Raw genomic sequence first — 21548 nt, forward strand, 5'->3', positions numbered from 1 at the left:
CGAACTCACTCCTCGAGCGATTGCTTCAGCCGATCGAGTTCCGTCAGCGCCTCGACGGGCGTGAGGTGGGCGAGATCGAGCGCTCGGAGTTCTGCAGCCACGTCTGTCGGCACGTCTCCTCCGTCTGTGGTAGCTGCCGATTCCGCGATCTCGGTTGCTTCGGGCACCGCATCCTCGTTCGAATCACGAGCGGTCGACCTGTCGTCACTCTCCGTCTCGAGGGCATCGTCCGCTTCGCCCGCGACCAGGATCCGCGCGCGGTCGACAACGGAGTCGGGGACGCCGGCCGCGGTCGCGACCTCGACGCCGTACGAGCCCGTCGCCGCGCCGGGCGCGATCTCGTGATGGAAGACGACCTCGCCGTCGACCTGCTCGACCTCGAAATGCAGCGTGAACGCGGCCGCGAGGTCGTCGGCGAGTTCGGTCAGCGGGTGATGGTGGGTCGCGAAGAGGGTCGTCGCACCGACCGCGTCGTGGAGGTGTTCGGTGATCGCCTGCGCGATGGCCATCCCGTCGGCCGTCGAGGTCCCCCGTCCGACTTCGTCCAGGAGGACGAGCGAGTGCTCGTCGGCCTCCCGCAGGATGGTCGCGAGTTCGTCCATCTCTACCATGAACGTCGATCGCCCGCCAGCGATGTCGTCGCTGGCCCCGACGCGGGTGAAAATCCGATCGACCGGCGTGATCCGGGCCGCGCTAGCGGGGACGAAACTTCCGACCTGCGCCAGCAGGACGATCTGGGCAACCTGCCGCATGTAGGTCGACTTCCCAGACATGTTCGGCCCCGTGATCACCGCCAGCCGCCGATCGCGCGCGAATCGGGCGTCGTTCGGGACGAACGACTCCTGCATGCGCTCGACGACGGGATGGCGACCGCCCTCGATCTCGAGGGTCTGACTCCCGTTGCGATCGAGAATCTCTGGCCGGCAGTAGTCGTACTGGGCCGCGGCGCTCGAGAGGGAGACGAGCGCGTCCAGCGTCGCGAGCGCCTCGGCGAGCCTCTGGACGCGTTCGACCTCGTCTGCGATCTCTCGGCGGACCTCGCAGAACAGTTCGTACTCGCGTTCATCCGCGCGTTCTTCCGCGCCGACGATCTGATCCTCGCGCTCCTTGAGTTCCGGCGTGACGAACCGCTCGGAGTTCTTGAGGGTCTGGCGGCGCTGATAGTCCTCGGGCACAGACTCGAGGTTCGGGTTCGTCACCTCGATGTAGTAGCCGTGGACCGAGTTGTAGCCGACCTTCAACGAGTCGACCCCCGTCCGCTCGCGTTCGCGCTCCTCGAGGTCGTCGATCCACCGTTTGCCGTCGCGGGCGGTCCCGCGCAGGTCGTCCAGATCGTCGTCGTACCCCTCCGCGATGATGTCCCCCTCGGTGATCTCGATCGGCGGGTCCGAGACGATCGCGTCCTCGATCAGCTCGCGGATGTCGGCCAGCGGATCGAGGGCCTCGTGGAGCCGTTGCAGTCGCTCACAGTCCGCGTCGGCGAGCTCCTCGCGAACGTCGGGAACGACGGCGAGGGTGTCCCGCAGCGAGCGCAGATCTCTGGCGTTCGCCCGCTCGCGGGAGATCCGTCCGATCAGCCGCTCGAGATCGTAGACCGACCGCAACCGGTCGTGAAGCCGCTCGCGCGTCTGGACCGCGCTCGTGAGTTCCTCCACGGCGTCCAGCCGCGCCTCGATCCGGTCGGGCTCGAGCAGCGGCCGCCGGAGCCAGTCCCTGAGCTTTCGGCCGCCGAGCGCGCTGGCGGTGTCGTCGAGCACGCCGATCAGCGTCGCCTCGTCCCGCCCGTGAACGGCACGGGGTTCGAACAGCTCGAGGCTCCGCAGGGCGACGGCGTCCAGCAGCAGGTACTCCCGCGGATCGTATCGCGTGAGGTGGGTGAGATACTCGAGGTGTGCGTCGTCACTCTCGATACCGTCCGCAGCTCCGGAATCGTCCTCGATCTCGTCGTCCGCTTCACCGCGTTCGCCGACGTGTGTGCCGCCGCGGACGTACTCCGCATAGGCGAGCACCGCGCCGCAGGCTCGAATCTCGGCGTCGCTCGCGAGCAGCGCATCGGGGTTACGAAAGTACGCGGAGAGTTTTTCGCCCGCCCGCTCGCGGTCGAACGCGCTCTCGTCGTACGGCGTAACCATGCAGTTATCGGGAACGAGATCGGCGGGCGCGTCCGGGCCGACGACGGCCTCCGCGGGATCGAACCGACTCACCTCGTCGACGATCGACTCCCTCGAGGTGGAACTCGTGGCGAGGAAGTCACCCGTCGAGACGTCGAGTAACGCCAGCGCGAGTTCGGGGTCTTCGCCGGCGGCTGCGTCGCCGCGAGCCACCGCGGCCACGAAGTTGTTGTCGTCACTGGCGAGCAGTTCGTCCTCGGTGAGCGTCCCGGGGGTGATAACTCGGGTGACGGCTCGCTCGACGACGCCCGACGTCTCGCCGGGCTCTTCGACCTGATCAGCCACCGCGACCCGGTAGCCGGCCTCGAGCAACTCCTCGATGTACGACTCGGCGTTGTCGATCGGGATGCCCGACATCGGGTACTCGCCGGTGTTGTCCTCCCGGCTGGTCAGCGCGATTTCGAGTAGGCGTGCCGTCCGTTCGGCCGCGCCGCAGAACGTCTCGTAGAAGTCCCCGACCTGAAAGAGGACGATCGCGTCGTCGTAGCGCGCGCAGAGATCGTGATACTGGCGCATCATCGGCGTCAGCTCGTCGCGTATCTCGGCCATCTCCTCGGGAGGGCCAAGCGCCCGATCCATACGTAAATTCGGCCGCCCGACGCTGAAATACCTTGCTGGATCGGCTGCGTTTCGGGCTCGAGAGCCTCTCGTATCAACTGACGCGATTTGCGATTTACACATCGATCGCACAGTTCGCGGTTTTCGCTCACCGTTCGCGTTCCCGCGGTTCTCGCTCACTTCGTTCGCTCCGAACCGCGCTCGCTCCGAACCGCGCTACTATCGTGCGATCGGGTGTGAAGCAACTGTCAGTGGCAACGGAAGCTATCTAATCACGTGACTGTCACAAAACGGGAAGAGGTATTACGATTCATCGCTCATGAGTGCACAACAGCTATGGAGTCGGATTCGCCGGTCGCGGTCCGCATCTTCGCGTGTCTCGTCGCCGCCGTGCTCCTCGGCGGCGCGGTCACGGGTACCGTCGCCGGAGCGGCGAGCGTCGGCTCGGTCGCGACGGCGTCGACGGACTCGCTCGAAACGACCGACGACGGAACGACGAACTCGACCGAGAACACCAGCGAGGAGCTCGAGAGCACGACTGAGAGCCTCGACAATACCACCGAAAACACGACTGACGAGACGGAGAATGCGACCGAGAACACGACCGACGGCCTCGAGGGTACGACCAACGAGACGACCGACGGCCTCGAGAATACGACAACCGACCCGGCCGATACCGTAGAAAACACGACCGGCGAGACGACGGAGACGGTCACCGACACCGTCTCGAACACGACGGAGACCGTCGATGACACCGTCAATAACACGACGACGATCGCCAACGAGACAGTCACGAACACGACGGCAGCCGTCAATGGAACCGTCAACGAGACGACGGCAGTGATCAATGAGACCGTCGGCGAGACGACGGCGGCCGTCAACGAAACCGTCGGGGAAACGGCTGAGACTCCCAATGACACAATAACCGGCATCGACGGGAGGCTCGAGCAAGCGATCGGCGGTGCCGCCGCTCCCGTCGATCCGCCGAGCACGAGCGAAGCGGCCACGAACGCGATCCTCGTCGGGATGCTGGGTGCGATTTCCGCATCCGGTGTCGCAGCGGGCGGAGCAGGCGGGGCCGCCGGGGCCGGCGCGTCCGGGGCCGCCGGGGGTGCGAGCACCGCGACCGCCGGCTGGCTCCGTCACCTCCGCGAGACGGACCGCCTTCGACGAGCAGCTGCGGACTGCTGGAAGGTCCTGCCGATCTTTCGGTACAGCCGCTACGACGATTCGGACCCGCTCGAGCACGACTGCCGTGCGGCGATCTACGAGACGGTTCGGGAGCGACCCGGCGCGTACCTCTCGGAGGTCAGCGACCGAATCGAGGTACCCCTCTCGACGGTTCGCCATCACGTCCGCGTCCTCGAGGACGAGGGACTGGTGACCGCGCGCAAGGTCAACGGCAAGCGCCGCTACTTCCTCGAGGACGACGACGCCGAACTCCTGGCCGCCCTCGCGGAGCCGGCAAAGCGCCAGGTGCTCGAGACGATCGCCGAGTTCGGACGCGCGCCCAACGGTCGGCTCGCTGACGCGCTCGAGCGCGACCCGAGCACGGTGTCCCACCACCTCGCCGCGCTCGAGGACGACGGACTCGTCGTGCGCAAAAAAGACGGCCGCTCGATGGTCAATGAACTGCCGCCGCGGGTCGAGGCAGCGCTGGCTGACGAACCGGCCGCCGAAACCGACTCGCGAGCGGTTCCGGCCGACGACTGATACGGTTTGCTGTAACGATTTACCGGTGGGTCCGCAGGGCGGTCGCGGTCCCACAGGCAATGACTTACAGTAGACCGTATGAGTTCGGGCGCTCGAGGCGTGCAGGGTGTCTCGAGTCGGCCCGGTTACTCGCGGTCCGAATCCGCCGTTTCGAAGTACAGGTCCGCGTGCTTTGCACAGCCGGGGTTGAAGGGAGCGTCGCAGGCCGGACAGCTGTAGTCGGCCGCGAGATAGTCGGGGACGGTGAGTTCGGTCCCGCAGCCGCCACACAGCACGGACGGCTCGTCGAACCGGGCTCGAGGCCACGGCACGGCCTCGTGGTCCGTCGTTTCCTCGTGGCAGCGAAAACAGGGATAGTAGCGCTCGCAGCAGGTGAATTTGAACGCGACCACGTCGCGGTCGGTGTCGTAGTGGGTACACCGGGTTTCCGGACCGACCTCGACGCCGTGGACCGTGTGGCCTCCGATCGATTGCACGAGTGGCTCGACGGCGAGGGGATGCTTCGGTTTTGTGATTGGACGGGATTGTAATTTGGCCTCGAGGGTCAATTCGTTTGAAACGGTATTGCCCCTAAGGGGCGAGCAATTGCCCGGTGCGAGCTCTGCGCGCCGCGATAGTAAAAATTGAACCGGTCGATTCGAGACAGTACAACAGCTCTCACCCTCCGGTAGGAGAGGATGGGACTTCGAGAAGCAGTGTTGTCAAGTCTGCTTCGGAGAGTGAGAATTAGACATACCCGAGCGGTAAGTACAGGCGAAGGACTTACCGTTGCCAGCATCCGCGAGCGAAGCGAGCGGTTCACCGCCGGAACGGGCGAAGCCCGTGGAGGCGGCCTTTTTACCGTAGATTTTTGCAAGCAATTCGAGCGACCGAAGGAGGCGAGATTATCCAAAACTGCTTCGCCGTTTTCTGATGCGAGAAACACCCGATTTCTCAGAAAACGAAGGAAAATACGTATGCACACGTAGTTACCCATCTATACAGTAACTTTACTTTCGTCAATACCCTTGTTTATCTCCCTATATTTCTAAGATATTGAATGATAAGGGCCCCAATTCCTGTGAAGACAGTAGGATAGACTTCCTCTACCAATAACCGTTCTATTATCAAGCACGATATCGGTGCACTTGGATACCATATACTAGTAGGATATTGCCTGTTCAGTTACCAAACCACAGATATAGAGTCGTACGCCGATAGATGATCTCCGAATATGCACACGAGCCATCGATCGTTGTCTGTATACGAACGCGAGATCACCCAATGTCCCAGCAGTGTGCTGGATCTAACGACAGCATTCATAACCAGACATCGCTCAAAACCCCCGAAAACCGATGATTAGCGGGTCGCGTTCACAACTATCGCTGCAAAAAAGGGACGACAGCAGTGAGCCACGGCCAGCGTTGTCACTCGAGCCGGGACGACCGCGTTTCGAACCCGCGCTCGAGCGTGACACAGTTACTCGAACTCGGCGGTATCGCCGCGTCGGTAACGGTCGAGTCGGCGGTAGCCGTGAACGGTGGCGTCGGTGTCGAGTTCGATCTCGTAGCGGCCGATGATGTCCTGGGTGTCGGGGACGGCTCGGCGCTCGACGACCTCGACGACGGCGCGCCAGCCGTCGTCGGTGGGGGAGATCTCGCTGACGCCGTCGAACTCGTGGCCGATGAGTTGCCCGGCGGTCGACTGCACGGTGTTTCGGACCGCGAGGATGCCCGCGATCTCCTCCTGTTCGACATCGGCTTCCTCGTCGACCTCCCCGGGATCGGTCTTCTCCTCCGCGGTCATCGCCGTCGTTCCGCGGGATCGGGGCTGCTCAACGTCGCCGCTCTCGGCCGTGTCGTCCGGTTGGTCGGCCTGTTCTTCCTCTTGGGCTGTCTGACTGTCGCTCACTGTGTGATCACTCTCGTCGTGTTGGAAGCAGAAGCCGTCATCCTGCGCCGGCCGTGAGCAGCGCTCGCCGTCCGTGGTGAGAGCCTTGCACTGCTCCTGTGATTGCGTGTCGGCTTCGGCCATTGGCCTGGGTTTGGTTCGGTCTGTCGTTCGTTCGGATCGATCCGATCGCCTCCGTGTGGTTAGATCGTCTCGGTGATCCGCGATCGAAGGTCGTCGATGTCGCCATCGTTCTCGCCGACGAGCTTCGGCGCGAGGACGTCCGTGAAGACGTTCGCCAGCGTCTCGTCGTCGAACTCACCGTCCTCGTCGGTCTCGGCGCGGTCGTCGAAGACGGTCAGTCCCTTCGCGGCCGTGATCGCCGCGCGCGTGCCGATGACGATCTCGAGTTCGTCGCGAAGCGCCCGCGTCGTGTCGACGATGGTCGCGATCTCGTCCTCGGAGAGGTCGACGTGGGCGGCGACGATCTCGCGTTCGGTCTCGTCGTCGTAGTAGTCGACGTGGACGCCGATGAACCGATCGAGCAGCGCGTCCTGCTGTTCGTGGACGCCGGCGTACTCCACGTCGTTGGATGTGAGGATCGCTCGGAACTCAGGGTGGACGTCGATCGTCCGGTCGTCGCCGCGTTTGCCCGGCCGCTCGAGGACGCCCTCCTCGAAGACCGAGAGGAGCACGTTGTGGGCGGCGGGGTCGCTGCGCGAGAACTCGTTGTAGACGAGCGTCGCGCCCTCTCGCACCGCGACGGACAGCGGGTTGTCCACCCAGCGCTCGCGGACGATCTCCGTCTTCTTGCTGACGCCGCTGACGAACTGGTCGTTCTCCTCGTAGCGCTCGCCGCCGGCGTGAGAGCCGACGAGCGCGGCGGTGTCGACCGCCTCGTCGCCGTTGAGCCAGACGACCGGCCGGCCTCGCTCCGCCGCGGCTGACAGCGCGAGCGCCGTCTTGCCACAGCCCGTCGGCCCGATCAGGTGAACTGGTTGGTCCGCCTCGAGCCAGCCGTCGATCCGGTCGCGAAGCGATCGGATCGCGTCGGTCTCGACGAACGGTTCGGGGACGACCGTCTCGGGATCGGAGAGGGAGCTGTCGCCGTTCCGTTCGCCTGCGTTCGATGCCGTTCGCGCGAGCTCTTTCTTCGCTTTGCGACCGTTCTTCTGCTCGCGGCTGGCCGTGATCTTCCTGCCACGGACCGTGCGCTTGCGCGACGTGTCGTCGGCCATGGGGAGTTATTCCGCCGATTTCGGCGACGATTCGGGGCGAGGCTCGACCTCGAGTTCCTCGAGCTCGTCGAGGTCGCCCTCCGCCGTGGCCTGCTCAATTTTTGCGATCTCCTCCGCGTAGTGCAGGAAGGTGTCGACCGAGGCGACTACGACGCGGGCCTCGATCGTCAGCAATTCGATCCCGACGACAGAAATGCGCGCCCAGACATCGATGACGACGCCCTTGTCGAGGACGCGGTCGAGTACTTCTGCCAGACTCGATGAATCGGGTGTTCGTTGTGACATACCGTCTTGCGTTTGAGCGGCGTCTCGTAACTCGGCTTGCACTGCGACTGCAAGTCGCCCTATCCTGGCGACTGGTCATCGGTGTCGCGAGCCGCCAAAGTGATACGACAAGTTGCGACTGCAAGCACCACAATAACCCGCTACGGAAGCGAATCGTCCGTGACGATACTTGAGTGCCCGTCACGGCGGGTGCGGTACCCGTGAGGAGCAATGCTATCGGAGTCCCTATGTCATCCAGCTATCCCATCACCGACCGAGTTGACGGAATACGAACGCGTGTCACCACCCCATCGGTCTCACTGACGGAATCTGAACGGGCGTCACCTACGGACTCGAGTCAGCGACGAGACAACGATATGATTAGTCAACGAGTGATCTACCGATGAATAACCGGTACGTCTACGGCGTCGTCGAGTCGGATACCGTCGAATTCGAGACGGACGCGGTCGCCGGTGCCGACCGCGTCTACACGATCTCACACCGGCGACTCGGTGCCGTCGTCTCGGATATCAACACGACCGATCCCGAGGAGACGGACGAGGACGCCCAGATTCACGACGATGTCCTTCGAGAAATCATGGCGTACGACGACGGAACGACCGTCGTTCCCATGCAGTTCGGGATGGCCTTCGAGAGCGATCGAGCGCTGAAGAACGTTCTTCGCGGGGCGCGACCGGCCTTCCGACGTGCGATGAGCGACATCGAAGGCAAGATCGAACTCGGTCTCAAACTCGTCCGCGAGGAAAACGCCAACGTCGACCGCGAGGCGATCGAGGCAGACGTCGCGGACCGCCTCGAGCCCATCGCCGCACAGTCCGTCGAAAACGACCTGTTCAGCGACCGGCTCGTGCTGAACCGATCGTATCTCGTCGACGAGACCGAACGCGAGGCGTTCGACGACGCGGTCGCCGACTTCGAGGACGACCGCGACGATCTCATGGTCCAGTACACGGGGCCGTTCGCACCGTACAGTTTCGTCAACGTGAAAATCGGAGCCAAGCAGTAACCATGTTCATCCTCGACGACCTCCTGTTCCGGCCGTTCGTCGGCATCGTCGACGCGCTCCACACGATCGCACTCGACGAGATGTACGATGTGGAGAGTCTCGAGGCCGAACTCAAAGAGAATCAGCTCCTGTACGAACTCGGCGAGCGCTCCGAGACGGAGTATCGACGCCGCAAGGACGAACTCAAGTCGGAACTCGAGACCGCCCGCGAGGTTCACGAGCAGCTCTCGAGCGGCCGCGTGGAGGTGAAAAAATGACCGACAGTTCCCCCGACGACGACCGCGACGAATCGCCCGGCGACGACCGATCCGACGAGCATCGAACCGACGAGAGTCAGATCGACGAGGACGACCACTGGCTCTCGAGCCTGCTGTCCGTCCTGGATTCGCTCGACGACGGCCCAGCGTCGCGCTCGGGCCGTCACCGCGGCGATCGAACGGTCTTCGATTACGATATCTCGATCCGATCGGGCGACGGCCTCTCGGCGGACGATTCGTCGCTCGGGCAGAATCCGTTCGGCGACGAGGGATCGCGAGGGAGGAATAGCGATCGATCGCGAAAGCGCCGTATTCGATCGTCTGGTCCCTCGAGCGACCACCACGTGGCGATCCGGACGCACGAGGACGAACTGCTCGTCACCGCGGACGTCGCCGGGGCCGATCCGGACGACGTGACGGTGGGCTTCGACGACTCGACGCTGGTCATCGGCGTCGAAGGATCCGAACTCGATCGCATCGAAATCCCCTGGCCCGAGACGGAGTCCCGGGCGACGATCAAGAACGGGGTGCTGACCGTCCAGATCAGGCCGGAGACGGCGGAGCGGACGGACGCCGACGGGACGGAGGGCGACGAATGAGCGACACCGAGTCCGAGGAAACGTTCGACGCGCTACTCGAGGACGCGACGGAGAGTCTTGGCCGACTCGAGGAGACGGTCGGCGAGAGCGAGGCGATCGACGACCTCGACGACGATACCCTCGAGACGGTCGTCGGCGATGTCGATACTCTCGTGCAAGTCGCCGAGGAAGTTGGCGAACTGCTCGAGGCGATGGATCTCAGCGACCTGCCGGAGGCGGTCGACGGGGACGAACTCCTCGACGCCATCGAACTCGGCGAGATTCCCGACGTGCTGGCGAACGAGGACGACGGCGTGAGCGAACTCGTCGACTTCACGGAGCTGTTCGATGCGATCGACCTGCTGAACGCCTGGAACGCGGCGGATCTGACCAACCTCTGGGAGAACAAACGCGAACTCGACGACGCCCTCGACGAACTCGAGGACGGCGACGACGCCGGGATGGTCGAAGACGCCGTGTCGGACGTCGCGAACGGCGACGAAGACGGCGATGGCCTGTTCGGAGACGAAGACGAAAACGGGGACGGCGTGCTCGACACGGGAATGGACGCCGGCTCCGCTGCGAAGGAAGCGCTCGGCGACATCGATGTCGCCGAGGACCCGGAGGCCTATCAGGCCGCAATCCAGCAGCAGGCGATGGAAGGCATCGACGCCTTCCGGACGGCGCTGCTCGAGACGCACGAGACGTTCGAGAAGCTCTACGAGTTCAACCGCGAGAAGATGCGCCGGCAGGATACGAGTACGAACTCGCGAAATCCGACCGCGGCGTCGACGATTTCGACCGATCGGCTCGACCTCGGCAGCGGCACCCGCTATTCGACGGTGCCACAGGCGGTCAAACTCTCGACGGCACCGACGCGAAAGCGGATCTACGGACGCCGGTTCGAACTCGAGCGGGAACGACAACGGAGGAAGAACAATGAGTGACCCATTACTACAGCGATCGAACGGCTGTGAGGGGAGGACGACTGACTTCGACCCCGAGCGGAGCAACGCCGGAGGTGAGCGCCATGGTCGATGAGTTCCAGCCCAGTCGGCAGCAGGCTGACCTCGCCGAAGTCGTCGAGATGCTCCTGGAAAAAGGGATCGTCATCAACGCCGACATCGCCGTCTCGATCGGAGATACACAACTGCTCGGCGTGCAAGTCCGGGCCGCGATCGCCTCCTTCGAGACCGCGGCGAAGTACGGCCTCGAGTTCCCCGAGGGGACGGACATGCGCCGCGTCGCCGAGGCGGTCGATGATCCCGAACTCGCGGAGATGGACCGGCCGAACCCGGTGATCGATCCGACTCGAGGCGTCAACGTTACCGCCGATGAAGACGACGCTAACGGCGAAGCGAGCGCCGACAGCGGCGAGCGCAACGTCGATAGCGATGAGGCGAGCGAGCGCGACGCCGCCGGCAGCGACGAAGCGCTGGTGAGCGAACGCCTCGGGGCCAGACCGAACCCCGACAGACCGACCAGCGGCGGATTCGACCTGCTCAGCGACGACTCGGCCGACGAGGGCCAATCTGACGCGGAATCGGAAGCCGACGGCTCCGAAACTGACAGCTCCGAGAATGACGGCTCCGAGAGCGACGAGGCCACCCCGGAAGCGGAGCCGGAGGGTGAGAGTTCATGACGGCGATCGACGTCGGCGACGGGGAGGACGCGCGACAGGGACTCGTTACCCTTGTCATAACCGTTGTTGAAATCCTAATCGATGCCCTCGAGCGCGAGGCGGTCCGTCGAATGGAGTCTGGTAACCTGTCGGACGAGGAGATCGAACGCCTCGGGAGCCAACTCGCGACGATCGAGGCCGAGATCGAACAGCTCAAAGCCGACGAAGAGATCGAGGACGGCGTCGACGATCTCCGGGGCGATCTGGACGGGCTGGTCAACGACGCGATCGAACAGCTTCACGGCGAGCCGACCGCCACGCAGAAACCCGGTTACTCCGTGTTCGGAGGTGAGGGCGAGTGAGCTCCGACGGTGCGAACGACGGTGACGGTGCCGCCAAGGGACTCGAGGCGCTCGACGAGCAGCCGGCCGGCGAGCACACCGAGACGCCGGCTATCGACGAGGGGCGCTACCTGTACTGTCTCGTGCGGGCCGACGAGGACGCCGAACTCGAGACGACAGGCGTCGACGATGAACCGGTCTCGATCGTCACTGAAAACGGAATCAGTGCCGTCGTCCACGCGTGTGACGGCATCTACGACTCGGCGGACCTCACACAGATCCGCCGCTGGCTCGTCCGCCACCAGACGGTCGTCGACGAGGCGGGGCAGGCCTTCGGAACGCCGATCCCGTTCCAGTTCGACACGATTCTGCGCGGCGACGACGCCGCCGTCCGCAAGTGGCTCCGCGAGGAGTCCGAGACCCTCGAGCGCGCCCTCTCTGGGCTGGCCGACCACTGGGAGTACCGCGTCGAAGTGGTCGAAGTCGATCCGATCAGCGACGAGGCGCTGATCGAGCGCGACGAACGGCTGCGCGAACTGGACGAGCAGATCGGCGGCTCCGGGGAGGGAACGGCCTTCCTGCTCGAGAAGCAGTTCGACCAGCGGCTGACTGAACTCCGAGCCGCACGACGGGAATCGCTGACCGCCGACCTCGAGGAGCGACTGGCCGCAAAATCACGGGAAGTCCACGCGCTCGAGCGATCCCCGAGCGCGAAACTCTCGAACGACATAACCGACACCGAGTCGGAAACGGTCGGAGACTCGAGCGACGGATCGGACGAGTCCAGTGACGGCGAAACCCTCTGTCGGCTCACGGTGCTGGCCCACGAGGACGACGAGGAAGCCATCGGCTCGATACTCGACGACGTGGCGGCGAACGACGGACTCGAGGTCAGGTTCACGGGACCGTGGCCGCCGTACACGTTCGCACCGGAACTCGGCGGTGACGGGACCGCCGCGGACGAGCGGGCGAATCCACAGCCATGAGACCGCAAAAGAACGACGATGCGCTCGTCGACGTGCTCGACGTGTTGCTCAGAGACGGTGCGATCCTCCGCGCGGACGTGATCGTCTCCGTCGCGGATATTCCGCTGGTCGGGATCAAGCTCACGGCGGCCATCGCCGGCATGGAGACGATGACGGAGTACGGCCTCTTCGAAGAGTGGGACGCCACCCGCCGGAATGCGGCAGTCAGCCGACGCCAGTACGATCGGTCGGAACTCGACGAGGACTCGTTCGACGAACTCGGTGTCGGTCGCTCCCACGAGGACGCCGAACCCGGAGACGAGCCGTCGAGTTGACTGCGGGCTCGAGACTGTCGACTCGAGACTGCTGACAGGAGAGGGACGATCGACGAAGCGATGACGTGCCGATCGAACGGAGCGACGACGTGCCGATGCAATCGACGGAGAGAGAAACGGCGCTACTGCACTGTACCCGTCCGACCCAGTTCGGTTCCTTCGTTTCCGTTCCCCTCGAGAGGGGGACGGTCAGGCGTACTTTGGACGTTCGGTCGTGTGCTCGACCTCGCCAGTGACGGTCTCTTCCTCGCTATCGTCGTCGTAGACGTACTGCCCGGTCGCCCCACACAGGGTGCACTCGTACGTCTCGGAGATCTCGTTTATCATCTCGCCGTCCTCGAAGTAGACGCGACTCTGCGTGATCTGCAGGAACTGGGCGGTCTCGCAGTTAGTGCAGGTGATCATACTCATTTGATGGCCAGCACCAGATGTAGTTATCCGGCTTGTAACCGAAAGGCAAAGACGACTATGAGGGTCTTACCCACCGACCGCTATCGAACGGGGATCCGGGCGACTCGCCCCGTCGTTCGCGGCCGATCGAGCGAGAGTAACTGTTTCGTACCCCGGGACGGAGGCGGGATCGTCCCGATAGCTCGACGACGAGCATACCGTCGAAAAGCCGCTTTTCCAGCCGTAATGAAACGGTTATCGTCTCACTTATCGAGGTGAAACCGAGCGACAACGACCGGTGCGGAAAGGCGATTCGAGGTCGAGGGAAGCGCGACCGGTTTGCGCCGACGGACGCACCGATCGATACGGTAGCGGAGGGGCAATCATCGGTCGACGGAGATTCGATTATCGATCGACGGAGACCCGATCACCGGTTCGAGCCGCCTCGTAAGCCGCTTCGGTCAGCGCCGTCACCCGGAGCGCGTCGTGGACCGTCGCCGGCGGCTCGGTTCCGTTTCTGACGCTCTCGAGGAACGCGTCAGCCCGGGTCTGTTCGTCGCGGGGGTCGATGTAGGGAACGTACTCCCCGGCGTCGGGATCGATTTCGACGACTTTTCGAGACCCCCACTGCGTTCCCTCGAGGTAGATCGCACCCTCACCGTCCCAGAGGTGGATATGCTCGCGGACCGACGGCGCGTCGCCGTGAAACGAAAACGTGCCCGTCGCACCGTTTTCGAACCGAACGTCGAGGTGAGCGCGGCGGTCGACTCGCTGCTCGTCGTCGTGAAACGCCATGCTCGCGGCGACGGACGCCGGCTCGAGGCCGGTTGTCCAGAGAACACCGTCGAGGACGTGGCTGCCGGTATCGTAGAGAAAGCCGCCCCCGGACAGATCGGGATCGAGCCGCCAGGTCCCTCGCGAATCGTCGATCCACCCCTGCGTGATCGAGGCGGTCAGCCACTCCGGTTTCCGGTCGGCGAACCGGTCGCGCGCCGTTCGAAACGCCGTCTGAAGGTGGCGCTGGTAGCCGACCATCACGGTCCGATCGCTTCGATCGACTCGATCCGCGAGGTCGCGGGCCCGCTCGAGGTCGGTCGTCAGCGGTTTGTCGCAGTAGACGTGGTGGCCCCGCTCGAGGGCGGCGACGACTTGCTCGTAATGGAGGGTGTGGGGCGTCCCGACGAGCACTGCGTCGAGAGACGCCTCCGCGAGCATCGCCTCGTACTCGGCGTATTGCTGATCTGCGGACACGCCGAACCCGCGGCCAACCTCGTCGCGGAGCGCCGCATCGAGATCGCAGACCGCGCGGACGGTCGCGTCAGGGTGACGGTGAAACTGGCCACCGACGGTGGTTCCGATGTAGCCCAGTCCGACGATACCGATCCGGATCGGCCGCGATCCGTCGTCATCACTCATACGATCCCGTACGGGCTGCAGTCCCATCCCTCTGGAGGCGTCGCAAGCAAGTATCTCCACCCGATCGACCATTCGAGTCCGATCTCGAGACGGGCGAGGGTTCGACCGATCCGCTACTCGAGTCCGTTCGTCCACGCAGGTCCGTTCCGTTCGTCAACGCGAGCGAGTACCAACGGCCGGGGTGTACCAACCGGTAGCAGGGTGCTACGATCGGAGTAGACGGTGCCTGCGTTCGGTTCGGAGTCGCTACCGGGAGCCAAGCGGATGCATAACAATGGGTAACACGTGCAACGTTCGACCTGCGGGGTTGTAACTCCCCGCCGGGTACGCGCTCGGCCCATCTGTGCGCTGACCAGCCGATTGCGTGCGTTCGTGCCCGGATCGCTCGGACGTGGACTCGCCCCCGCTTCGAGTACGCTCATGTCTCTCACGCCCAGGGCGGTTCCCGCCCGCCCGGGTTTCACGATACGCAAACCGGATAGCCGCAGCTCTCGGGGACGGAGCCCAGCAGTGAAAAACGAGCGGGACGATGATCCCAGTTCGCGCTCAGAACTCGGTGATGACCGGAATGCCGACCGTTCCGTAGTCGTCCATCGAGGCGAGCGTCTCGGGAGCCTCCTCGAGCGACAGTGTCTCGCCGATGATCTTGTCTGGCTCGAGGGTGCCCTGTGCGATCAGGTTAAACAGTTCCTCGTAGCGGACCAGCGGCATCCCGAAGGAGCCGTGGAAGTCGATCTCCTGCATCGTCATGATGTCGACGGGGAGTTCGATCTGGCCCTCCTCCTCGCCGGTCGTCAGTCCGACCTGCACGTGGCTACCCCGCGTGCCGAGGCTGTTGACCGAGTTCTTGCAGGTATCGGCGACGCCCAGTGCGTCGATCGAGACATCGGCACCGCCGTCCGTGATGGCCTGGACCGCCTGGGCCGAACTGTCGACTTCCGTCACGTTGACCGTCTCCCGGGCACCGAGTTCCTCGGCGCGCTCGAGTTTGTCGTCGACGAGGTCGATCGCGATCGGGTGGGCACCCAGCGCGTCCGCGATGTGGATCGCCGAGAGGCCGACGCCGCCACAACCGTGGATGGCGACCCAGTCGCCGGGTCGAAGGTCGGCCCGGTCGGCCAGCGCGTGGTAGGCCGTCATGAACCGGCAGCCGAGACCCGCCATCTCCGCGAAACCGACATCGTCGGGGAGTTTCACGCAGTTGAAGTCGGCTTCCCGAACGGGGAACGCCTCCGCGAACGCGCCCTGTGAGTACTCCGACAGACCAAGCGGAAGCACCGTCTCGCAGTTGTTCGCCCGACCCTCGCGGCAGTGTGGACAGGTGCCGTCGCCCAGGTGGAACGGCACCGCGACGCGGTCGCCTTCCTCGAGGGTCTCGACGTCGCTTCCGACCGCCGAAACGACGCCGGCGGGCTCGTGGCCGAGGATCTGTCCTTCCGGGACGCCCGCGCCGATCCAGCTCCAGTCGCCCTGCCAGGCGTGCCAGTCGCTTCGACAGATCCCACACGCTTCTGTCTCGACGATTACCTGATCGGCTCCCGGCTCCGGATAGTCGACGTCTTTGACCGTCAGCGGTTCCCCATGTTCTTCGAGTACGGCTGCTCGCATGTTCCAACGGTAGTGGCAGCGAGTATAAAAGTGTAGGCGGTACGCTATCCAGTTGTCAGAAACTATCCGTGAGTTGTTTCCCGTTGTACAATTGGATTGGGCCGGGAATCCAGCCGAACCCCCTCGATACCAATCGGTGGCGAACAGATCTCGACAACGGGACACAGATGTACAGTGAAGTTGAAACGATATCGGTACGGGACGGAACGGTCCTTCGAATCGGACGAATCGCTTCGAGGAGCCGATCGCTATCGTACTGGCCCTCGAAAGCGTTGACCCGAATACCCTATTCTGAATGATTATCTATTAAAATATGAAAGTTATTATATATTTGTTCGGCCGATGTGGTGGCAATCACAGAAGTTCGCACGATAGAGGGGAGAAAAAGACGAAACAAGCCGATTTGAGCTCAAAACCAATGCCACTCAGCGATAACGCCGACAGCACGAGGAATCAATGAATTGGGAATGGACCTCCGAACTGGTAGCCCCTGAATTGGCCCTAAATGGCCGCTAACAGCATATTACGGCGGAGCGTCTGTGATCAAAAACACCAAACTCGATATTATAACAATAATAGTATCTTATCAGAGAAGTGTCGATATTCTATTATAGAAGTTGATCGGATCTCCTCAGGATCGATCGGTCGTTGCGGTCGCCCACTGTAACTTACAGCACTATGTCTGTAATCGGAATATCGCCGGCACCGGGTAGCGATCGATGGTTCGACTGGAAACCGCGTTCTCAACCGGTTATGAGCCGTCTGATGGCCATCGTTCGTCCGGACACGTTCTCGTTTCAACGAACTCTCCAGAAGTTATGTGATAACGACAAAAATGGGTAGATGCGGGGTTTCGACCGAAACAATCACCCACGCGTACGAATAGTTCCCGTACCGTTTTCAGGCGATGCCCTCATCGGTCAGGGAATCGGCGTTCGCGGTCGTTCATTTGTGTCTGCTGGAGTACTACACCGATCCCAACGTCGAGAAACATGCGTAGGGTAGTTCGGTATCGGCGAACGGTTTTCTTGAACGGATCGACGGCGGAATCGATCAGTCGGCCCGTTCTCGAGCCGTCCGCCGGCGGTGCGGTCGAAACCCTCTCCTCGGCCGCGACGACCATACGTCGTCGCGGCCGGATTCCCGCGGTCGTCACACGTTGCCATCGGTCATTTTTTATCAGATCGCGATATAGAACCGGTATGCGCGACTGGATCGATACCTACGAGGAGCGAGCGTGGCAGACGACAGAAAGCGGGACCGTCAGATACGCTCTGATCGGCCTAGGGTGGTGGACCATCGACGTCGCACTGCCGGCGATCGAATCGTCCGATCTGGGCGAGGTGTCGGTACTCGTCAGCGGCTCGACCGACAAGGCGACGCGACTCGCCGACGAGAACGACGTCGCGAGCGGAATCAGCTACGACGAGTTCCACGACGGTGCGGCCGTCGACGAGTACGACGCCGTCTACGTGGGAACGCCGAATGCCTTCCACCTCGAGTACGCCGAGACCGCGGCCGAACTGGACAAGGCGGTCCTCTGTGAAAAGCCGATGGAGGCGACCGTCGAGCGCGCCGAGGCGATGGTGGAGACCTGTGACGCCGCGGACGTGCCGTTGATGATCGCTTATCGTATGCAGACCGATCCGGCAGTGCAACGGGCCCGCGAGTTGATCGCCGACGGCTTCCTCGGGGAGCCAGTGTCCGTCTACGGTCACAACACCCAGTCGCTGCTCGAGATGATTCCCGACCCCGACCAATGGCGGCTCGACGCCGACCTGAGCGGGTACGGTACCTCGGTGATGGACCTGGGAATCTATTCGATCAACACGACTCGATTCCTGCTCCGACGCGACCCCGTCAGCGTGCAGGCCGAGATGGTCTCGAGCCACGAGGCATTCGCCGACGTCCCGGACGAGCGGTCTTCGTCGCTGCTGATCTTTGAAGACGACGTGCAGATGATCTCGACCTCGAGCCAGCACGCCCACGAAGACACGCACCTCAAGATCACGGGAACCGAGGGACGAATCGAGCTCCGGCCGGCGTTCCACGGGGAGTGCTCGCTGCACCTCTCGCGCGGCGACGTGTCGGTCACGGTCGAGCACGGAAGCTTCGACGCGGAGCGCGAGATGGAAGAGGAGTTCGACTACTTCGCGGACCGCCTCCTCGGCGACGGCGACCTCTATCCGGACGGTCGACACGGCTTGCAGGACATGCGTATCATCGAAGCGCTCCACGACTCCGCGGAACGAGGTGAACCGGTCGCGCTCGAGTAGACTGACGACGGGAACCAGTCCGCCGATCAGGACTCGTCGACTTGTGCGTCGACCGTCGCCACGGCCGCGAGGTTCACGATGTCGCATGGACCTTTTTCCACTCGGGTTCGTTCGCTTCGGCGCGGTTCTCACTCACTCCGTTCGATTCGAACCGCCCATCGCTCCTTCACCGCTCGTGCAAAAATCTCCACCAAAAAACCGCTCACTCCCCGTGGTCGCTCGCGGAAGCTACTCCTCCTGCGCGTCGACCGACGCCACGGCCGCGAGGTTCACGATATCCTTGACCTCGTCGCCCCGCTGAAGGACGTGAACCGGCTCGTCCATGCCGACCAGCATCGGTCCGATGGCGTCGGCCCCGCCGAGTCGCTGAAGCAGCTTGTAGCCGATGTTACCGGCCTCAAGGTTCGGGAAGACCAGCACGTTCGCCGGTTTCTCGAGGTCGCTGAACTCGTAGGTTCCGGTCAACATCTCCTCGACGACGGCGGTGTCGGCCTGCATCTCCCCGTCGACGGGGAAGTCGACAGCGGGATCGGCACGGAGCCGACGGGCCGCTTCGCGAGGTTTCCGCGTCCCGTCGTTGTCGACGCTGCCGAAGTCCGAGTACGAGAGCAAGGCGGCGCGGGGCTCGACGTCGAACCGGCGAGCGAGCGCTGCGGTGTGGCGAGTGACTTCCTCGAGGACGTCCTCGTCGGGGGCCTGATTAACTGTCGCGTCGGCCACGAAGACGACGCGATTCTTGAACGTGAGCAGGTAGACCCCGGCCGCGTAGTCGGCGTCGTCGGCCGTGCCGATCACCTGCAGGGGCGGCCGGAGCGCCGACGGATAGTGGTTCGTCAGCCCCGTCAGCATCGCGTCGGCGTCGCCGCGGTCGACCATAACGCTCCCGAAGTAGTTGGTGTCGTCGCGGATCATCGACGCTGCCTCGCGGCGAGTGACGCCGTTGCGCTTCCGTCGCTCGTAGAGGTGTTCGATGTACGCCTCGTACTCGCCGCTCTCGGGGTCGACGACGTCCGGTTCGAACTCGAGACCGAGGGTCGCGACCGTGCTTCGAACCTCGTCCTCGTCGCCGATCAGAACCGGCTCAGCGATGCCTCGCTCGACGATCTGGGAGGCCGCCCGAACGATCGTCTCGTCGGTCCCCTCGGCCAGCGCGATACGCTTCGGATCGGATTTCGCCTTGTTGAGTACCACCCGCATCATTTCACGGGACTTGCCGAGCCGCGCCTCGAGCGCTTCGACGTACTCGTCGACGTCGAGGTCGACACGGGCCGCGCCGGAATCGATCGCCGCGCGTGCGACTGCTGGAGCGACCTCGAAGAGGACGCGTGCGTCCAGCGGCTTCGGAATGATGTAGTCCGGGCCGAACTGCAGCGGTTGGTCGCCGTAGGCCTTCACCACTGAGTCCGGCACGTCCTGTTTGGCCAGCTCGGCCAGCGCCGACGCCGCCGCGACCTTCATCTCCTCGTTGATCTCGGTGGCGCGGACGTCCAGCGCGCCGCGGAAGATGAAGGGAAAGCCGAGGACGTTGTTGACCTGATTCGGGTAGTCCGAGCGTCCAGTCGCCATGATTACCGTATCGTCGCGGGCGTCTTTGGCGTCCTCGTAGCCGATCTCCGGATCGGGGTTAGCCATCGCGAAGATGATCGGGTCGTCGGCCATCGATCGGACCATCTCCTGACTGACGATGTCGCCGGCCGACAGGCCGACGAAGACGTCCGCGCCCGCTATCGCCTCCGCGATACCGCCTTCGGGAACGTCGCTGGCGAACTCCCGGTTGTACGCGTTCAGGTCGCCGGAATCAGCCCGTTCAGTGGTCAGAATCCCGTCGATATCGCACATCGTGATGTTCTCCCGTTTGACGCCCAGCGAGACGTAGAACTTGGCCGTCGCGACCGCGGCCGCACCCGCGCCAGAGAACGTGACCTCGAGCGACTCGAGGTCCTTGCCGGAGATTTCGACCGCGTTGAGCAGCGCGGCCCCGCTGATGATCGCGGTGCCGTGCTGGTCGTCGTGAAAGACAGGGATCGACAGCCGGTCTCGGAGGCGTTCCTCGATTTCGAAGCAGTGGGGAGCCGCAATGTCCTCGAGATTGATGCCGCCGAACGTCGGCTCCATCGCGGCGACCGATTCGACGAACGCGTCCGGTTCGTCGAGGTCGAGTTCGATGTCGAACACGTCGATGTCGGCGAAGCGCTTGAACAGGACGCCTTTGCCCTCCATGACCGGTTTCGACGCCTGTGCACCGATATCGCCGAGTCCGAGCACTGCCGAGCCGTTCGAGACGACGCCGACGAGGTTTCCCTTTGTCGTGTACTGGTAGGCGTCGTCCGCGTCCGCGGCGATCTCTCGACACGGCGCGGCGACGCCCGGCGAGTACGCCAGCGAGAGGTCGCGTTGCGTGTTCGTCGGTTTCGTCGTCGAAATTTCTATCTTACCCGGCGGATCGGCACGGTGATACTCGAGCGCGTCTTCGTCCATTGTTGTACTCGTGTGTCGCCAGCGGATCGACAAAAGTGTACGCTTCTGATCGGCCGATTTGCGCCGTCAGAGAGCCGATCTGTACCGAAAATCCGTGATCAATCCGCCGCGTGACGCGGAACGTGACCGCAATCGATACACTCCCACGATCGCCGTTCGAACGAGAGTTTTCCCTCGCAATCGGGACAGCGATACGTCTGTACCACTACAGTAGCCACTGAAAGTCATTGCACGCCTGATCGACCGATCAGTGTCTCCCATCGGGAACTGGATGTTTGAACTGGAAGACGAACGAATACGACACCCTGTTCGGACACCGTGAACACATCGTTCGTTTCGGTCAGTAGCCGAGCGGATTCGGAACGAAATCGAGTACAGAGGAATCTGCGTCCGAACGGCAAATACGGCGGTTCGTTTGCCGACCGCGACGAACCGTCTCGCGT

General features: G+C 63.5%; 19 protein-coding genes. 10 read left to right on the forward strand and 9 right to left on the reverse strand.

From position 1 onward, the window contains the following. Positions 1-5: 5 nt before the first annotated feature. Positions 6-2750: a DNA mismatch repair protein MutS gene (gene mutS, locus CP556_RS18250; RefSeq protein ID WP_098726909.1), complete on the reverse strand. Its 2745-nt coding sequence runs from the start codon at positions 2748-2750 to the stop codon at positions 6-8. A gap of 315 nt (positions 2751-3065) precedes the next feature. Between mutS and CP556_RS18255 the strand changes: the two genes are divergently transcribed. After that, positions 3066-4442 (forward strand): winged helix-turn-helix transcriptional regulator, encoded by a 1377-nt coding sequence (locus tag CP556_RS18255; RefSeq protein ID WP_098726910.1) that lies wholly within the window; start codon positions 3066-3068, stop codon positions 4440-4442. Between the two features lie 125 nt (positions 4443-4567). On the opposite strand, the gene CP556_RS18260 is transcribed toward CP556_RS18255, so the two are convergent. The 4 genes from CP556_RS18260 to gvpA all read right to left on the reverse strand — a co-directional run bounded on the left by CP556_RS18260 (position 4568) and on the right by gvpA (position 7834). After that, on the reverse strand, positions 4568-4918 hold the full coding sequence (locus tag CP556_RS18260; RefSeq protein WP_098726911.1) for a CHY zinc finger protein: 351 nt from the start codon (positions 4916-4918) through the stop codon (positions 4568-4570). 982 nt (positions 4919-5900) lie between these two features. Then, positions 5901-6455 carry a gas vesicle protein GvpO, halophile-type gene (gvpO, locus tag CP556_RS26810; protein WP_098726912.1) on the reverse strand — a complete coding sequence of 185 codons (555 nt, stop codon included), beginning with the start codon at positions 6453-6455 and terminating at the stop codon, positions 5901-5903. A 59-nt stretch (positions 6456-6514) separates the two neighbouring features. Continuing rightward, positions 6515-7549 carry a gas vesicle protein GvpN gene (gene gvpN, locus CP556_RS18270; RefSeq protein WP_098726913.1) on the reverse strand — a complete coding sequence of 345 codons (1035 nt, stop codon included), beginning with the start codon at positions 7547-7549 and terminating at the stop codon, positions 6515-6517. Between the two features lie 6 nt (positions 7550-7555). After that, the gene (gene gvpA / locus CP556_RS18275; protein WP_098726914.1) at positions 7556-7834 is read right to left on the reverse strand and encodes a gas vesicle protein GvpA; all 279 of its coding nucleotides are present in this window, start codon (positions 7832-7834) and stop codon (positions 7556-7558) included. A gap of 382 nt (positions 7835-8216) precedes the next feature. Here gvpA and CP556_RS18280 point away from each other — a divergent pair, with 382 nt between their 5' ends. The 8 genes from CP556_RS18280 to gvpM all read left to right on the forward strand — a co-directional run bounded on the left by CP556_RS18280 (position 8217) and on the right by gvpM (position 12937). Further along, the gene (locus tag CP556_RS18280) at positions 8217-8840 is read left to right on the forward strand and encodes a GvpL/GvpF family gas vesicle protein (RefSeq protein ID WP_098726915.1); all 624 of its coding nucleotides are present in this window, start codon (positions 8217-8219) and stop codon (positions 8838-8840) included. A gap of 2 nt (positions 8841-8842) precedes the next feature. After that, positions 8843-9097, forward strand: coding sequence for a gas vesicle protein GvpF (gvpF, locus tag CP556_RS18285; protein WP_098726916.1), 255 nt, complete (start codon positions 8843-8845; stop codon positions 9095-9097). Next, the gene (locus CP556_RS18290) at positions 9094-9696 is read left to right on the forward strand and encodes an Hsp20/alpha crystallin family protein (RefSeq protein ID WP_098726917.1); all 603 of its coding nucleotides are present in this window, start codon (positions 9094-9096) and stop codon (positions 9694-9696) included. Before gvpF ends, CP556_RS18290 begins: the two co-directional genes overlap by 4 nt. After that, the gene (locus tag CP556_RS18295; RefSeq protein ID WP_098726918.1) at positions 9693-10622 is read left to right on the forward strand and encodes a hypothetical protein; all 930 of its coding nucleotides are present in this window, start codon (positions 9693-9695) and stop codon (positions 10620-10622) included. Before CP556_RS18290 ends, CP556_RS18295 begins: the two co-directional genes overlap by 4 nt. A gap of 83 nt (positions 10623-10705) precedes the next feature. After that, a complete protein-coding gene (gene gvpJ / locus CP556_RS18300) occupies positions 10706-11317 on the forward strand; it encodes a gas vesicle protein GvpJ (RefSeq protein WP_176548239.1) in 612 nt (203 codons plus the stop codon). Continuing rightward, positions 11314-11658, forward strand: a complete 345-nt coding sequence (locus tag CP556_RS18305) for a gas vesicle protein K (protein ID WP_098726920.1) — start codon at positions 11314-11316, stop codon at positions 11656-11658. The genes gvpJ and CP556_RS18305 overlap by 4 nt, the downstream gene beginning before the upstream one ends. Next, positions 11655-12623, forward strand: a complete 969-nt coding sequence (gene gvpL, locus CP556_RS18310; RefSeq protein WP_098726921.1) for a gas vesicle protein GvpL — start codon at positions 11655-11657, stop codon at positions 12621-12623. The genes CP556_RS18305 and gvpL overlap by 4 nt, the downstream gene beginning before the upstream one ends. Continuing rightward, positions 12620-12937 carry a gas vesicle protein GvpM gene (gvpM, locus tag CP556_RS18315; protein ID WP_098726922.1) on the forward strand — a complete coding sequence of 106 codons (318 nt, stop codon included), beginning with the start codon at positions 12620-12622 and terminating at the stop codon, positions 12935-12937. The genes gvpL and gvpM overlap by 4 nt, the downstream gene beginning before the upstream one ends. Before the next feature lie 189 nt (positions 12938-13126). Here the strand turns inward: gvpM and CP556_RS18320 are convergent, their stop codons facing one another. From CP556_RS18320 to CP556_RS18330, 3 genes are all read right to left on the reverse strand, one after another. Then, positions 13127-13342, reverse strand: a complete 216-nt coding sequence (locus tag CP556_RS18320) for a hypothetical protein (RefSeq protein ID WP_098726923.1) — start codon at positions 13340-13342, stop codon at positions 13127-13129. Positions 13343-13732: 390 nt separating this feature from the next. Further along, positions 13733-14743, reverse strand: a complete 1011-nt coding sequence (locus tag CP556_RS18325; protein WP_098726924.1) for a Gfo/Idh/MocA family protein — start codon at positions 14741-14743, stop codon at positions 13733-13735. Positions 14744-15289: 546 nt separating this feature from the next. Then, complete coding sequence (locus CP556_RS18330; protein ID WP_098726925.1) at positions 15290-16351, reverse strand: zinc-dependent alcohol dehydrogenase family protein; 1062 nt, start codon at positions 16349-16351, stop codon at positions 15290-15292. A gap of 1202 nt (positions 16352-17553) precedes the next feature. Between CP556_RS18330 and gfo6 the strand changes: the two genes are divergently transcribed. Further along, a complete protein-coding gene (gfo6, locus tag CP556_RS18340; protein WP_098726927.1) occupies positions 17554-18627 on the forward strand; it encodes a D-xylose 1-dehydrogenase Gfo6 in 1074 nt (357 codons plus the stop codon). 228 nt (positions 18628-18855) lie between these two features. Here the strand turns inward: gfo6 and CP556_RS18345 are convergent, their stop codons facing one another. Continuing rightward, entirely contained in the window at positions 18856-21105 is a 2250-nt protein-coding gene (locus CP556_RS18345; protein ID WP_098726928.1) for an NADP-dependent malic enzyme, read from the reverse strand. Positions 21106-21548: the final 443 nt, after the last annotated feature.

This window comes from Natrinema sp. CBA1119 (genome assembly GCF_002572525.1).
In the GTDB taxonomy this organism is placed as follows: Archaea; Halobacteriota; Halobacteria; order Halobacteriales; family Natrialbaceae; genus Natrinema.